Annotated in this window: 12 protein-coding genes; 8 read left to right on the forward strand and 4 right to left on the reverse strand. The window is 42.4% G+C overall.

What is annotated here, in order from left to right; translation table 11 throughout:
• Positions 1–31 precede the first annotated feature (31 nt).
• On the reverse strand, positions 32–1,720 hold the full coding sequence (locus DPF90_RS03210) for an NAD-dependent malic enzyme (protein WP_114784626.1): 1,689 nt from the start codon (positions 1,718–1,720) through the stop codon (positions 32–34).
• A gap of 145 nt (positions 1,721–1,865) precedes the next feature.
• Between DPF90_RS03210 and DPF90_RS03215 the strand changes: the two genes are divergently transcribed.
• Both DPF90_RS03215 and DPF90_RS03220 read left to right on the forward strand, forming a co-directional pair.
• On the forward strand, positions 1,866–4,211 hold the full coding sequence (locus tag DPF90_RS03215) for a helicase-related protein (protein WP_114784831.1): 2,346 nt from the start codon (positions 1,866–1,868) through the stop codon (positions 4,209–4,211).
• Between the two features lie 132 nt (positions 4,212–4,343).
• Positions 4,344–5,033 carry an outer membrane beta-barrel protein gene (locus DPF90_RS03220; RefSeq protein WP_240314455.1) on the forward strand — a complete coding sequence of 230 codons (690 nt, stop codon included), beginning with the start codon at positions 4,344–4,346 and terminating at the stop codon, positions 5,031–5,033.
• A gap of 62 nt (positions 5,034–5,095) precedes the next feature.
• Here the strand turns inward: DPF90_RS03220 and DPF90_RS03225 are convergent, their stop codons facing one another.
• Positions 5,096–6,286: an amino acid aminotransferase gene (locus tag DPF90_RS03225; RefSeq protein WP_114784630.1), complete on the reverse strand. Its 1,191-nt coding sequence runs from the start codon at positions 6,284–6,286 to the stop codon at positions 5,096–5,098.
• Positions 6,287–6,425: 139 nt separating this feature from the next.
• The gene (locus tag DPF90_RS03230; protein ID WP_240314456.1) at positions 6,426–7,757 is read right to left on the reverse strand and encodes an HD-GYP domain-containing protein; all 1,332 of its coding nucleotides are present in this window, start codon (positions 7,755–7,757) and stop codon (positions 6,426–6,428) included.
• Positions 7,758–7,958: 201 nt separating this feature from the next.
• On the opposite strand from DPF90_RS03230, the gene DPF90_RS03235 reads away from it, so the two are divergent.
• From DPF90_RS03235 to DPF90_RS03245, 3 genes are all read left to right on the forward strand, one after another.
• Positions 7,959–9,347 (forward strand): aminotransferase-like domain-containing protein, encoded by a 1,389-nt coding sequence (locus DPF90_RS03235; protein WP_114784634.1) that lies wholly within the window; start codon positions 7,959–7,961, stop codon positions 9,345–9,347.
• Positions 9,348–9,442: 95 nt separating this feature from the next.
• Positions 9,443–9,652 (forward strand): hypothetical protein, encoded by a 210-nt coding sequence (locus tag DPF90_RS03240; RefSeq protein ID WP_114784833.1) that lies wholly within the window; start codon positions 9,443–9,445, stop codon positions 9,650–9,652.
• Between the two features lie 509 nt (positions 9,653–10,161).
• Positions 10,162–10,401, forward strand: coding sequence for a hypothetical protein (locus DPF90_RS03245; protein ID WP_162813988.1), 240 nt, complete (start codon positions 10,162–10,164; stop codon positions 10,399–10,401).
• Between the two features lie 36 nt (positions 10,402–10,437).
• Here the strand turns inward: DPF90_RS03245 and asnS are convergent, their stop codons facing one another.
• The gene (gene asnS, locus DPF90_RS03250; RefSeq protein ID WP_114784638.1) at positions 10,438–11,838 is read right to left on the reverse strand and encodes an asparagine--tRNA ligase; all 1,401 of its coding nucleotides are present in this window, start codon (positions 11,836–11,838) and stop codon (positions 10,438–10,440) included.
• Positions 11,839–12,142: 304 nt separating this feature from the next.
• Here asnS and queD point away from each other — a divergent pair, with 304 nt between their 5' ends.
• The 3 genes from queD to DPF90_RS03265 all read left to right on the forward strand — a co-directional run bounded on the left by queD (position 12,143) and on the right by DPF90_RS03265 (position 14,789).
• Complete coding sequence (queD, locus tag DPF90_RS03255) at positions 12,143–12,505, forward strand: 6-carboxytetrahydropterin synthase QueD (protein WP_114784640.1); 363 nt, start codon at positions 12,143–12,145, stop codon at positions 12,503–12,505.
• A gap of 104 nt (positions 12,506–12,609) precedes the next feature.
• Complete coding sequence (locus DPF90_RS03260) at positions 12,610–13,248, forward strand: hypothetical protein (RefSeq protein ID WP_114784642.1); 639 nt, start codon at positions 12,610–12,612, stop codon at positions 13,246–13,248.
• A 386-nt stretch (positions 13,249–13,634) separates the two neighbouring features.
• Complete coding sequence (locus tag DPF90_RS03265) at positions 13,635–14,789, forward strand: amino acid permease (RefSeq protein WP_114784644.1); 1,155 nt, start codon at positions 13,635–13,637, stop codon at positions 14,787–14,789.
• The last annotated feature ends 23 nt before the right edge of the window (positions 14,790–14,812 follow it).

Genomic DNA, 14,812 nt, shown 5'->3' on the forward strand with positions numbered 1-14,812 from the left:
CCTGTTGCCAGGGGCTCGTACCGTTAAGAATTTAGAATGAAGTGCGTTTGTACTTGCGGTATACAGGTTGCCAGAAGTGATGTTCAATGGATTCTTCCAATGCATCGTCCGGAATCTCTAATGCTACACCTTCTTCTATGGCTTTTTTGGCCACCGCAAAGGCGATCTTCTTCGATACTGAATGAATGGCTTCCAATGGTGGTAGTAGAGCGCCTTGGCCGTTGACTGCCATTGGAGAACATTTTGCTAGTGCACGACTTGACTCCATCAGCATTTCGTCTGTAACCCGTTTGGCTTGTACAGACAAGACTCCCAAGCCAATACCGGGGAAAATGTAGCTGTTGTTGCATTGGGCAATAGGGTAAGTTTTGCCTGCATGTACTACGGGATCAAATGGGCTTCCTGTGGCAACAAGTGCTTCACCATTCGTCCATTCAATAATATCGTGAGGAGTTGCTTCAACTCGACTGGTTGGATTTGAGAGCGGGAAAACAATTGGGCGAGGACAGTGCTTATGCATTTCCTTGATAACATCTTCGCTAAACAAACCTGGTGCACCAGATACCCCGATTAGTACGGTTGGCTGTCCATTTCGTATCACATCGAGCAAAGAGAACCCAGTTCCTTCAACTTCCCATTTGTCGGTTACGCTGTGCTTTTGAACCAATCTCTGTTGGAAGTCGAGCAAATTAGGCATGCCTTCTTGTAACAGACCCCAGCGATCAACCATAAATACCTGAGATCGAGCTTGCTGATCTGAAATGCCTTCGGAAATCATCTGAGCTATGATGGCTTCTGCTATTCCGCAGCCAGCAGAACCTGCGCCGAGGAAAGTGATGCGTTGCTCTGAAAGTTTAGTTCCAGCTGCTTGGCAAGCCGCTAAGAGTGAACCAACGGTGACTGCTGCCGTGCCTTGAATATCATCATTAAAACAGCAAATACGGTCTTTGTAGCGCTCCAGTAAAGGCATCGCATTCTTTTGAGCGAAGTCTTCAAACTGGATCAAAGCTTCGGGCCAGCGATGATGGACGGCTTGGATAAAATCTTCTACAAAGCCATCATATTCTTCACCTGTTATGCGAGGGTGGCGCCAGCCCATATACATTGGATCTGCAAGACGTTGTGGATTGTTTGTACCTACATCCAACACGATAGGCAGTGTGTAGGCGGGACTGATACCACCACAAGCAGTGTAAAGTGCCAGTTTACCTATTGGAATTCCCATGCCGCCTATGCCCTGGTCACCTAGACCTAAGATACGTTCGCCGTCAGTCACCACGATGACTTTTACATTATGGTTTGAGGCATTGTTTAGTAGGTCGTCGATTCTGTCTCGATTTGCGTATGAGATAAAGAGGCCTCGACCTCTGCGATAGATATTCGAAAAATTCTCACATGCTGCACCAACAGTGGGTGTGTATATAATCGGCATCATTTCAGATACATGATTTTGTAGTAGCCGATAGAATACAGTCTCGTTTGTATCTTGGATATTGCGCAGATAAATATGCTTGGCCATATCACTTTCAAAATTTTGGTACTGTTGGTACGCGCGCTCCACCTGCTCCTGAATAGTTTCAGTCTTTTCCGGTAATAGGCCTTCTAGATTGAAAGACGCACGTTCTTCGGCGGTAAAGGCACTGCCTTTGTTGAGAAGCGGCGTACTGAGAAGGGCTGGACCAGCGTACGGAATGTATAAGGGGCGTTTATCGTTATTCATCACTTGCCTATAAAATGTAGGGTCTTAAGGAACGGGAACCAGAAAATGATAGGGATTACTAACCTTATTGTAAACCGAATATTCCTGCATTATGGACCAGAATAAGTATATACTTTCCACCTTTTCCAAGATCTCGATGCGCACTATGCTCAGCTTACCCATAGATATCCTTAAATCTGACTTTCTCAACCGTTTATCTACTCACAATATGATAGTAGAAGCCGAAACAGGCTCCGGCAAATCGACGAGGTTACCCGTTTGGGCTCAAACGGAGGGAAAAGTACTAGTGGTAGAGCCACGGCGCATAGCTTGTACGTCTCTTGCGCAGTATGTTGCAGAGCAGAAAAACGAGTCTGTCGGACAATCAGTGGGTTACTCCATTAAGCTTGAAAATTGCTCTACTGATGATAGCCGGATTATTTTTGTCACCCCGGGGGTTGCACTACGTTGGCTCGCTGAAAATAAGCTTTCTGATTTTGACATCGTTATTGTGGATGAATTTCATGAACGCCGTTGGGATACAGATTTACTTGTTGCGCTGCTGAAAGAATACAATAGCCACCGGCTAGTTATTACCTCGGCAACAATTGAAGGACAGAAGCTGGCAAATTATCTGAATGCCGAGCGATTGCAGTCGACGGGAAGAAGTTACCGCGTGTCAATCGAATACCGAGGTGGAGATTCTCGCCAACTTCCAGACGGCAGAAACCTAGAGTTGAGAGTAAAAAAGGAAGTCGAATATTTAATGGATATAGATGGCGATATTCTGGTTTTTTTACCCGGTCGTAAGGAGATTGCTCAATGCCAAAGTGTGCTTTCAAATATGTCGGATGTGATAGTCGCTCCGCTTCATGCATCAGTAACCGATCAACAAAGAGATCTTGCCCTAACGCCTCAGAGCCGAAAAAAAATTGTCTTAGCGACCAATGTTGCTGAAACGTCGTTAACTATACCTAATGTTGTCGCAGTAATAGACTCGGGGTTAGAGCGTCGAACAGAGCAGAGAAATGGCAAGACTACTTTGTGTTTGAAGCATATTTCTAAAGCAAGTGCCCGGCAACGCAGTGGTCGTGCAGGAAGAGTCATGGATGGATTATGTATAAGACTGTATGGCGAACACGCAGCACTAGTTGAGGTAACGCCACCAGAGCTTCATCGCGAAGCTCTCAGTGAGCCCATGCTTGCAGCCGCATGCTGTGGATACCGATTATCCGATTTGATCTTTTTAGACTCTTTACCCGAGAAATCGCTCCATCAAGCACATACCATGCTTGAAAAGATGGGCGCAATAGATTCGCAGGGGCACGCAACACAACATGGGCAGCGTTTGTATCCACTTCCGATTGACGCATTGTATGCCGATCTTGCTACTCGTATGCCAAAACGTAACCTTCAGGAAGCAATGGTGGATCTAACTTCTGTATTAGCAACACCCGGGACTATATGTCGAATTTCTCCTGCTGAAGAATTGCAGCAGCAGCTTGCTAACGAAGAGCCTTTGGGTAGTGATGGCCAGTTGATGATCCGAGTGTTAAGAGGGGGGACTTTTACTGGTGTGACTATTGATCAACAAGTGTTAAAGGAAGCTCAAAAACTCGCTGAACAAATGAGAGTCGTGTTTGAGTTACCCAAACTTGAGGTTGCTTCTCGTTTTGACCATGAAGAATTCGTTGAAGCTATTGGAAAGCTACACCCAGAGCTTCTATTTGTGCGTCGTCAAAAGCGTCGAGATGCATTCTCTAACGGTCAAATGGAGATTACACTGGGCCGCAATAGTCGTCTACAAGACAGAGTAGAGGCGACTTTGGTTATGGATACTCATAGCTTACCGGGGCGAGGAGTAAAGCAGACACTTAATATTGCAACCCACACTCTACCGGTGAGGTTGGCCATATTTGAAAAGCTCAATATTGGCGAATGGGCAGAAGGTAATATTGTGTCACATGATGACGTACCACATGTTGAAATGCAGTTGATGTATGCCGGACGTAGCGTTGCCACAAAAATCCAATTAGCGGAAGGAGAGGCTGCGAGCAAAATACTACTAGAAGCGGTTAAGCAGGAACAAGTACTACCGGGCTTTGCTAAACAACGAAATGAAGAGATTGAGCACTGGAAGTTGTATCAAGCTATAGCAAATAAATCGCTATCAAAAGAAGTGGAAGCTCTTAGTTTTGAGTCCTGGTTTTTAGGTCAGTTAGAGGAACTTGAGTTGACTGACCTATCGGATTTAGAACTGTTCAATTATGATGACTTCCCATTTGAGGGCGTTCCTGCGTGGGAATATGAAGATTTTGCATCCAAATTCCCATTTGAGCTCTTTATTGGTGATTTAAACTTAACCGTTGAATATTTTCCAAACAAGAAATTGGTTCATGTCAAATACCAATCTGGACTTCGCAAAAGTGATCCCAAAAGGTGGGAGCTGCCGAGGTGGTCTGGCTGGCGGATACAATACAAGAAGGCGAGTAGAGTTGTTGATGTTCGCTAGTGGTGGCTCAGTTCGAAGTTATTATAAGAGAAGAAAAACGGGCTTTTCAATACTTGTGATTCTGTAAACAGACCATCAGCTTCAGTCAGTGGGCTATACTATCAACACAGATAAAGCTGACATGTTTTGGCAATGTCTTCTATCAAGTACATGGCGTGGTTAACTTGTGTTGTAGAGGTGCCCATGGATGACAAACTTTCTTTTACCAGACTTTCTGTGACATTGTGGTGGGCTCTATTTCTCCTTCCTACCAATGCCAACGCCAGTAACAACTTCAATTACAATTATCTCTATGCGGATTTGGCGGCGGGCTCTCTTAACGATGATCTTGGTACGAACAGCAGTGTGACGTCCTTGGCCGTTGGAGGGAAAAGGATTGTTGAAGATCAAATCCTTGCCACCATTGATTATGAGGCAAGGTTTATTCATCCCAATGACAACACAACAACTGAAAATTATATTTTGCTTCCTGGTATGGCATTGAGCTATTCGCTGGAAGACAAGTGGGACATCATTGCTGGTGTAAAAATAGGCTATGTTTGGTCATCTAAGACCAATGACACGACCGATGAGAAGCTCTTTAGCGATAATGATTTTATGTGGGGCGGCGATATAAGTCTGAAGTATGAAGTAAACCAAGATTGGCAAATTTCATTAACAGGGGAGTTAAGACGTAGTGATATTTTGGATGAGGATATCTTTAATATGCGTGCTGGCTACAAAATAAATGAAATGTTCGTTATTGCAGGGCTTTACACCCATAAGAACTATGGTGAGACGACAACAAATGAAATGGGTATTAGTCTGAAGTACATGTATTGATTTGCTACTTTCACGAGTAATGATAAGAGCCAGTTTAAGCTGGCTCTTATCATTATGTTTGTCTACAGAACAGCTGCTATTGCTTTACAAAGTGGCAGCATATTTGAACGAGTCATGCCTGCAACACTGATACGCCCAGATCCAACAATATAGATGCCAAACTCGTCTTTGAGGCGAGTAACTTGCTCTTTTGTCAGACCTGAGAATGAGAACATACCATTTTGACGCTCGATGAAACTAAAGTCCGCACTTACTCCTCGTTCTTTGAGTGTTGTTACGAAAAGTTCTCGCATGTCCTGAATACGGTCGCGCATTTCTTTCACCTCGGCTTCCCATTCAGCACGTAGTTGTTGGTTATTTAGAATGTGGGTAACGACTGCACTGCCGTGAGCTGGAGGATTTGAATAGATTGAACGTATGATTGCTTTCACTTGAGAGAATGCTGTTGTTGCAACGCACTCTGATTCAGCGACGAGAGTGAAGGCACCAACACGTTCGTTATAAAGTCCAAAGTTTTTAGAGAATGAACTTGCGACTAAAATTTCTCTGTTATGTTTAGAGAAAATACGCAGCCCTTCGGCATCTTCTTCCACGCCTATAGCAAAACCTTGATAGGCGAAGTCAAAGAGTGGGAGGAGCTGTTTAGAGGAAATGAGTTTAGCTAGGGTTTCCCATTCTTCGCTTGTAGGATCAATACCCGTCGGGTTGTGGCAACAACCATGTAAAAGAACAACATCACCTTTTTCTGCGCGTTCCAAATCTGCTAGCATGGCAGAGAAGTCTTTGTCTTTTGTTTGCGCATTGTAATAGCTATATTGGGCAGTCTCTAAACCAGCGGCGGTAAACACGGCATTATGATTGGCCCAAGTAGGATTACTGATCCAAATTTTCACGTCACCTAGTTGGCGTTTGATGAACTCAGCTGCGACGCGCAATGCACCAGTACCACCAGGAGCTTGCGCTGTTTTGGCAAGCTTATTCGTTACGATATCAGCGTCACTACCGAATAAGAGTTTTTGTACTGCCAGACCATACTCAGCTGTCCCCTCAATGGTCAGATAAGACTTAGTCTTTTCGTTTTCTAGCAAAGCGGCTTCTGCTTTTTTGACTGTTGTTAGTACAGGAGTTTCACCTTGCTCATTTTTGTAGATACCGACACCGAGGTTAATTTTGTCTGCACGAGAGTCATTTTTGAACTCTTCTGTTAGTCCGAGAATTGGATCAGCAGGTGCAGCAGCGACTTTTTCAAACATAATGGTCATCCGTGTTAATCGAAGGAAGGGATAGTAATAGTGTGCTTATTTATACCTTATGTAGGCTTGTGGAAACAAGATTGGAGAGCAATAAAATGCATAATTCAACTAACTTTGTCTGGTTACCCTTGGAGTAGGGCTAAAATCGCAAAAATACAGAGACGTTCAAGTCTGTGTCAAAGGGATAGACATGAAAGTTTTTATAGGCCTGAGCACGCATTTCTTCCTCGGCTTGAGCATTTTCTTCCCTCTCAATACGTCTGTATTTATCAGCAATATCGATAAACTCTTGCTCGATGGCTAAGAATGCATCAACAATTTCGGGATCAAAGTGAGATCCTCGCCCCTCTATGATAATCGCTTTGGCTGTTTCGTGAGGGAAAGCTTTCTTGTATATCCGCTCGCAAATGAGAGCATCGTAAACATCTGCAATTGCCATAAGTCTCCCAGAAATAGGTATTTCTTCTCCAGCAAGCGATTTTGGGTATCCACTACCATCCCATTTTTCATGGTGTGTGAGGGAGATTTCTTTCGCAAGACGCAGGAATGAATTGCTTCCAAGGTGCTTTTCTGCAATAGAAAGAGCATTTGAACCTATTTCTGGATGCCCTTTCATGATTTCGAATTCTTCTTCGGTTAATTTACCCGGCTTAAGTAAGATATTGTCAGGTATACCGACCTTTCCCACATCATGTAAGGGCGCGGATTTATAAAGCAGTTCTATATAACTGGGTGTTAGCAGTTGTTTATGTTTATCAAACTGACTGAGATAGGTGGCAAGAGCTCTCACATATTCTTGAGTCCGTAGAATATGTGCCCCGGTCTCGTTGTCTCGAGATTCAGCTAATGCCGATAAAGAAACAATCGCCACGTCTCTCGTTGTTTTTACCTCGTCTTGGCTCGATTGCAAGCTGTCAAGCATATGATTAGTCAGTGAGGCCATGGAGCCAAGCTCGTTATGCTCAAAAACAGGCAAACGTTTTTCAATGTTTCCTTTGGTCACTTCAAGTAATGAAGATTCTTGAGAGAGTAGAATCTGACGAGCTAGTTTTGCCCAAAGTATGAGTATAGTTACAACGTAACATAGCATTACTACCGAAATGTATAAAAACTCTTTGAGAACGCTGATTGTGCCACTGCCATCGAGCAAGCGTTCGGGATTATGTTCTAGCCAAAAAATATCTTTTACCGCCACCATACTGAGCAAAGTTGTTAAAGTAATGATTAATGCTGTAATCATGATACCCATTTGCTTAACGATAGATTGGCGCTGTCCACTGAGTTTGAATATTTCAGCATTGTCTTTCATCTCGGAAAAATGTTCGATCTTGCTCGACAGTTGTAGTATTAGACCGGATAAGAAGCCAAACAAAGTCATCCCTAGGATCACTTTAAAGTTATTCTCTAGTCCAAAGCTATAATAGACGTTATAAAATAGTGCGAGTGGAATAGACGCCGTAAAAAAATGCAATATTAATCAAACCTAGCAGATATAACTGACATAAGCGCGAATGTATCCTTTCTACATTGCTAATACCTACTATCAGTGTCGATGGCCTCACACTTTATATAGCGAGGGACATGTAAATGTTGATCTATTAGGCTAAAGCCTTAGTGTGATTGCCTAAGTGCATAATTAAATTATGCTTTTTGATTGAAGGGTGAGGGACATATGACTCGCTATCAGCAGCTTGCGGAACAACTCAAATTACAGATTGAAAGTGGAATTTGGCGTGCAGGGGAGAAAGTCCCTTCTGTCAGAGTGACCAGCCGTAACTGCTCGGTCAGCGCATCAACTGTTTTGCAAGCATACCAACTGCTTGAATCTAAGGGGTGGCTGGTCGCAAAACCACAATCTGGCTTTTTTGTCACTTCAATCATGGATAGAGTGCCGTTAGAAAGTTGTGAGAAATTCATTAGGCCTAAATATAACGACAAACTCTATGAGTTTTTGCAAAGTAATATTAACGTCGGCGTAGCCCTGGGCTGCGCTTTCCCGGATCCCGATCTTTTTCCACTGCAGTCACTTAATCGCCATTTGGCAAGCGCAGGGCGTAAAATGCCAACTCACAGCGTGTTTAATAACATGCCTCCGGGTAATGAATCCTTGAGGCGCCATATTGCGCAGAGATATATTAATCAAGGACTATCGGTTTCTCATGATGACATTGTCATCACATCTGGAGCGATGGAAGCCCTAAATCTAAGCTTGCAAGTTGTTACTCATCCGGGTGATTCGGTAGTGATTGAAGCTCCTGCGTTTTATGGTGCAATACAAGCCATCGAGAGGTTGGGGCTTAAGGCCATTGAAGTACCTGTCGACTTGGAGGAAGGATTACTTGTTGACCAATTTGAAAAAGTAATCAGCCAGAACAACATAAAAGCGTGCTGGTTTATGCCAAGTTTTCATAACCCAACAGGTACTTGTTTATCGACTGAAAAACGACGAAAGATTATTGAGTTAGCGCAGAAATATCACCTAGCTGTGGTGGAAGATGACGTTTATTCAGAACTCTATTTTGGTGAACAACGCCCAATTCCTCTCAAGTATTGGGACGAAGAAGATAGGGTACTCCTGTGCGGTTCTTTTTCTAAATCATTGTGTCCAGGTTATCGAATTGGTTGGGTAGTAAATAGAAAGCTTCATCAGCAGTTGCAAAAAGCCCAATTGGTATCAACGCTTTCAGGAAGCGTGCCGGTGCAGGAGGGAATTGCTCATTTCTTGCAGTATGAAAGCTTAGACAGCCATTATCGAAAACTTCGTAAAGAGTTAAGTTATCGTCAACAGACTTTTATTGAAGTGCTTCAACGCCACATTCCAGCTAATGTTAGATTGACTCTTCCCAGAGGAGGCTATTTTATATGGCTTAAGCTAGGGGAAAAAATTGATACTTATCGAATGTATCGAAATCTACAAATGAAGGGGATCACTATCGCCTATGGTTGCCTTTTCAGTGCCAGAGAGAAGTTCCAAGATTGTATGCGCTTAAATACTTCTTATGAGATGACACCAGAGCTAGCTAAAGCGATTAAACATATTGCGATGGAGGTCAACAAATAAGCAACTGTTTGTGTATTTATTGGGGCAACTGTACTGATTGAATATGCCGAACTTGTGTTGCAATGGTTGCAGTTATTCAGCGTAGAGAAGTATGTATGATTACACCTAATTACACCCGTCAGTACCTGTTATTTACTGTTGCTATGATAAGCGCTTTTTTGCTCATCTTTGGTCATTTGATTTTGGCTAAGTCTTTTGCTGGCCTAGTATGGGTTGAGTACACAGCAGCTGCTATTCCCTTTGTATTACTCTTTCTTTGTATTTTTGGTTTTAGGTATGCAATAAAAGAGGAAGAAAGCTCGTAATAATACGAAGAGTAAGCAATGGTTAATTGGTTATGCTTTAGTTACTTACCCCCAAGGGGCTGATATTCTCATTCTATCAGTCCCATTCGCATTAGCCTGTGTATTATGCTTTAAAGCTCAGAAGCTTAAAGTTTTTCTAAAAATATGTCATCTTGATTTTGTAGAGTAATTACTTGACTTTTTTGCAGGTTAAATTAAAAGTATCACTGAGTCATAAATATGATCTTTTGTGATTATTTCTCTTATTTTATCATGCCAATTGTAACTTCATATCAATGGTGTTAGCTTTGTGCCCACTAAAGTTAAACACTGTATCGCACATAGCATCCATAGCGCTTCACTAGCCAATGGTTTCTTTCAGAGATAGAACTTCGCTAATGCGGATCTCGTTTGACACGTACCCAATGATTTATCTAAATCAACACAAGCTTAAGTCATACGAAGCTTGTGATAGCCATGTAAGAAACGCCATGCTGAAAATTACAAAAAAAAGCAGGACTGGTCGGCTCATGGATAAGGAAGTTTATTACTACGCAGGGGAAGTATTAGCCGCGAAATCCTCTTACAACCCTTTCTTTGCAAAGGGTGCGAAAGAAAATTATGTACTTGAATGGTATTTGGGTGGTTTTGCTCGAAAACAAGTCGGTGCACTAGACCATGACCATGCTGAAGCCAAATTTGACCATCGTTTACAGCTTTGGACCGAAAGAATTTCACATAATGCTGATGTTATTCGTCCAATGAAATAAAAAAACCTCCCTCGGGAGGTTTTTTTGTATACGCCTTTAAAAGCTTGCTGAGCGCGGTGTCCGTGGGAATGGAATAACGTCTCTAACATTGCCCATACCTGTTACGTATGAAACCAATCGCTCAAACCCTAGGCCAAAACCAGCATGAGGAACTGTACCGTAGCGACGCAAGTCTCGATACCAACCCATATGATCTGGGTCGATTCCCATATCACGCATACGTGAATCTAGTACTTCTAGGCGCTCTTCACGTTGAGAGCCACCAATAATCTCTCCGATACCTGGCGCTAGTACATCCATTGCTGCGACCGTTTTACCGTCATCGTTCAAACGCATGTAGAAAGCTTTAATGTCTTTCGGATAGTTTTTCACAATAACAGGCGCTTTAAAGTGCTCTTCAGCTAGATAGCGCTCGTGTTCTGATGACATATCGATTCCCCACTCAACAGGAAATTCAAATTCGCGACCAGAATCGAGGAGAATTTGAATGGCATCTGTATAATCTACTTGAGCGAAGTCAGAGTCAACGAATGCCTCTAAACGAGAAATGGCTGCCTTATCAATACGCTGTGCAAAGAACTCAAGGTCGTCACGACGCTCCTCTAAAACTGCTTTGAAGACATATTTCAGCATATCTTCGGAAAGCTTGGCGATATCCTCAAGGTCTGCAAATGCGACTTCAGGTTCTACCATCCAAAACTCCGCTAGATGTCGACTCGTATTCGAGTTCTCTGCTCTAAATGTAGGACCAAACGTATATACTTTGCTCAAGGCACACGCATAGGCCTCGGCATTTAGCTGACCTGATACGGTTAAAAATGTCTCTTTACCGAAGAAGTCTTCATTGTAATCGACTTGATCTTCATCATTACGAGGAAGATTTTCCATATCTAAAGTTGAAACGCGGAACATTTCACCAGCGCCTTCAGCATCTGAGGCAGTAATAAGCGGAGCTGAAACCCAATAGTAACCTTGTTCATGGTAGAAGCGGTGAATGGCTTGAGATAAGCAGTTACGTACTCTTGCCACAGCACCTATAACGTTCGTTCTTGGGCGCAAATGGGCGACTTCACGCAAATACTCGATTGAGTGACGAGTTTTTGCCATTGGATAAGTGTCAGCATCTTCCACCCACCCAACCACTTGTACGGCGGTTGCTGCCAGCTCAAAGTCTTGTCCTTTCGCGGGAGACTCGACTATTTTTCCAGTGACTTCGACAGAACAGCCTGTGGTAAGTTTGAGGACTTCTTCAGAGTAATTATCGAGATTATTTGGGACCACGGCCTGAATCGGGTCGAAACAAGAGCCGTCGTAGATGGCAAGAAAAGAGATTCCAGCTTTGGAATCGCGACGTGAACGGATCCAGCCACGGACAGTTACTTCACTGTCCACTGGTAGCTTTCCGCGTAATACGTCGGATACAGGCGCGTAAGTCATGTTGTAAATATTCTCCAGTAAGTAAAAAGTCAATCCGGTGTTTTAGACGCCAAACATCAATGAAAAGCAGGTAACACAGAACTGTATATGTTAAGTACCACATATTACCTTTCAAATTTAAGGCTTCAACCTTTAATTCGCCGCAAGTGAAGTAAAAAGTGCATAAATATAGCAACTCACCAGCTGGTACACCCATTGCTCAAATGGCATTGAAGAAATAATCCTGTAAATCGGTTGGCAAAACTTGTCACTACTATACTATTTCCTTAGTATTGCATGTCTTTTGTATTGCCCGAGAGCCAGAATGAAAACTGAGTTGTATAAAGAGTTTATGTTTGAAGCAGCGCACCACCTGCCCAATGTCCCAGAAGGGCATAAGTGTGGACGTTTACATGGCCACTCTTTTTTAGTTCGTCTTTACCTTACCGGTGAGGTTGATCCGCACACTGGATGGTTGATTGATTTTTCCGAAGTTAAAAGTATCTTTAATCCTATATACGATCAGCTCGACCATCACTATCTCAATGAAATCGAGGGATTAGAGAACCCAACTAGTGAAGTACTAGCAAAGTGGATTTGGGATAAAGTGAAGCCGTTACTACCAATGTTAAGTAAAGTAGAAATCAAGGAAACGTGCACGGCAGGTTGCATATATAAAGGTGATTAGACACCAATATATATGAAGTTAAGAAGAGGCGGCTTTTGTCTCTCTTTTTTTATCTTATATCTAAACTTTGCTTTTATCGATGCACAATGAATATGGGGGAAGGCATGGTTACAAGAATCGCAATAGTTGTTCAATTTGTTTTGGCGTTATCGATATTTTACCTAGGCTATACCATCCATTCTACATCGAACAAAGTGAGTCATATTATTGAAGTCTACCCCGAAATACTTAAAGATATTGATTCGTTGGCAAACACGCTTCAGGTAGAAGATTGGCTTAAAGTTGCTGAAGTCGCTGAACAAATGATACCAGACGTTATGAAAAGCGTGGATCAAGTGTCGAAAAGTATAACTGCGATAAATCAAACGGCAGCCTCTATTGACGAAAAAGTGCCGAGTGTTCTCAATGAATTAACGCATTATCGTGTTGAGGTGTTTCCTGCGATTGTGACTGAGGCCTCTAGCTATCGTAAAGATGTGATTCCTCCAGTATTAGAGGAAAGTCAAGGTTATAGACAGACCACAATACCGATGTTGGTAAGGGAAAGTACGAATTTGCGTAGTGATATTCCCCTTATGTTAGCGAAAGCCGATGAAATTGTTGATCAAAGCCAAGAACTTGCCGAACAAGTGACATCAGGAGCGGTAAAAGGAGTCATAATGTCTCCGATTAATCTTATTAAAGATGCAGGATCTCAAATTAAGGGAAAAATCAGATCGGAAGAGCTGCCAACATCAGAATAATTACCTCTAATCTCGTTGTCTTCAATCAATAAGTGCAATTTCTTAATTGTTATCGTTGCAATCTGATCGCTAATGATTAAGATGGTCACTTCCTTCATATTGATAGGAAAACCGTATAAGGAATGCGGTATTACCTAAAGGATTCTCGATACAAGTCGGATTTTACATGATCTTAAAAATTACTACTCCAATTATTGAACCTACTGAAGGTTCACCACATAGTCTTGCAACCATTTCTGTTTGGCTACAATTATTCTTTTCTCGTCAATATTCATCACACCCCTTCTTTTTTAAAGCTCGTTATTCTCTTCGCTTCTGAATGATAGCCGTAGTGCTAGACAAGCGTATTTTTCACTTTCTTACAATCAAATTTAGATACGAGTTTTATGAATACTAAACTTCTGGGTAGCTCCCTTATAATTTCTGGTACCGCATTGGGTGCGGGCATGCTTGCAATACCAATGGTTTTAGCTCAATTTGGCTTGTGGTACGGGACATTACTAATGATTTTTATTTGCTTTGGGACAACTTATGCAGCTTTGCTGCTACTCGAGGCGACACTCAAAACAGGAAGCGGGTTAGGGCTTAATTCTATCGCTAGGCAGACATTAGGTAAGCCTGGGCAGTTTGTTACCAATCTTCTTCTTTATGCGCTACTTATCTGCCTGTTGATGGCGTACATTCTTGGGGCTGCAGACTTACTTGGTCAGTTTACATCCTTTATCGGGCTCGATGTGTCTCTCCAGCACAGTCAAATTGCATTCACGCTTGTATCGGGGATCATTATTGCTTGCGGTACAGGAGCGGTTGATAAGCTCAATCGTTTGTTATTTTTCGTTATGATAATCAGTCTGGGACTAAGTCTACTAATATTACTCCCTGATTTTCAGGTCGATAACATAACTCATATCGTAAATAGTGATAAAGTGGACCTAATTAAAACAAGTGCGGTACTTTTCACGAGTTTTGGTTTTATGGTCGTGATTCCTTCACTGGTTGCATATAACCATGAGGCTGATGATAAACAATTAAGAAATATGATTATTATTGGGTCAATGATACCCCTGGTATGCTATTTATGTTGGCTGTTTGCTGTTGTAGGTAATTTGAGGCCAGACCAACTAGGTGAGTTCTCAAATGTATCAGAGCTTATCCTTGCCTTTGGAGATAGCTCACAGTGGATTGGGACAATTCTTTCAGTTTTTACGGGTTTAGCACTACTTACCTCATTTTTCGGTGTCGCTATGTCTTTATATAACCAAAACCGAGACACATTTGGCCAAAATAGAGTAGTAACCTATGTACTCACGTTTATTCTTCCGTTAGCTGGTGCGCTTTTAGCAGCCGATAAATTTCTCGCCGTACTCAGCTATGCTGGAATCATATTAGTCTTTTTAGCTGTTTTTGTTCCACTATCAATGGTCTACGTTGTTCGTAGTCAAAATATGGAATCCAAACGATACAAGGCGGAAGGTGGTAATATTATGTTATTGTTCTCCCTAGGTTTTGGTGTATTTTTGATTGCTTCTCAGTTAATTTAAAAAATCCAAGGCCTCTCTCAGCA

The sequence above is a fragment of the Vibrio tetraodonis genome, assembly GCF_003350295.1.
GTDB lineage: Bacteria > Pseudomonadota > Gammaproteobacteria > Enterobacterales > Vibrionaceae > Vibrio > Vibrio tetraodonis.

Bases quoted from the DNA above. Each gene is read 5' to 3' on its own strand.
- DPF90_RS03210 (WP_114784626.1), bottom strand. From the start codon at position 1,720: ATGAATAACGATAAACGCCCCTTATACATTCCGTACGCTGGTCCAGCC.
- DPF90_RS03215 (WP_114784831.1), top strand. From the start codon at position 1,866: ATGCTCAGCTTACCCATAGATATCCTTAAATCTGACTTTCTCAACCGT.
- DPF90_RS03220 (WP_240314455.1), top strand. From the start codon at position 4,344: ATGTCTTCTATCAAGTACATGGCGTGGTTAACTTGTGTTGTAGAGGTG.
- DPF90_RS03225 (WP_114784630.1), bottom strand. From the start codon at position 6,286: ATGTTTGAAAAAGTCGCTGCTGCACCTGCTGATCCAATTCTCGGACTA.
- DPF90_RS03235 (WP_114784634.1), top strand. From the start codon at position 7,959: ATGACTCGCTATCAGCAGCTTGCGGAACAACTCAAATTACAGATTGAA.
- DPF90_RS03240 (WP_114784833.1), top strand. From the start codon at position 9,443: ATGATTACACCTAATTACACCCGTCAGTACCTGTTATTTACTGTTGCT.
- DPF90_RS03245 (WP_162813988.1), top strand. From the start codon at position 10,162: ATGGATAAGGAAGTTTATTACTACGCAGGGGAAGTATTAGCCGCGAAA.
- asnS (WP_114784638.1), bottom strand. From the start codon at position 11,838: ATGACTTACGCGCCTGTATCCGACGTATTACGCGGAAAGCTACCAGTG.
- queD (WP_114784640.1), top strand. From the start codon at position 12,143: ATGAAAACTGAGTTGTATAAAGAGTTTATGTTTGAAGCAGCGCACCAC.
- DPF90_RS03260 (WP_114784642.1), top strand. From the start codon at position 12,610: ATGGTTACAAGAATCGCAATAGTTGTTCAATTTGTTTTGGCGTTATCG.
- DPF90_RS03265 (WP_114784644.1), top strand. From the start codon at position 13,635: ATGAATACTAAACTTCTGGGTAGCTCCCTTATAATTTCTGGTACCGCA.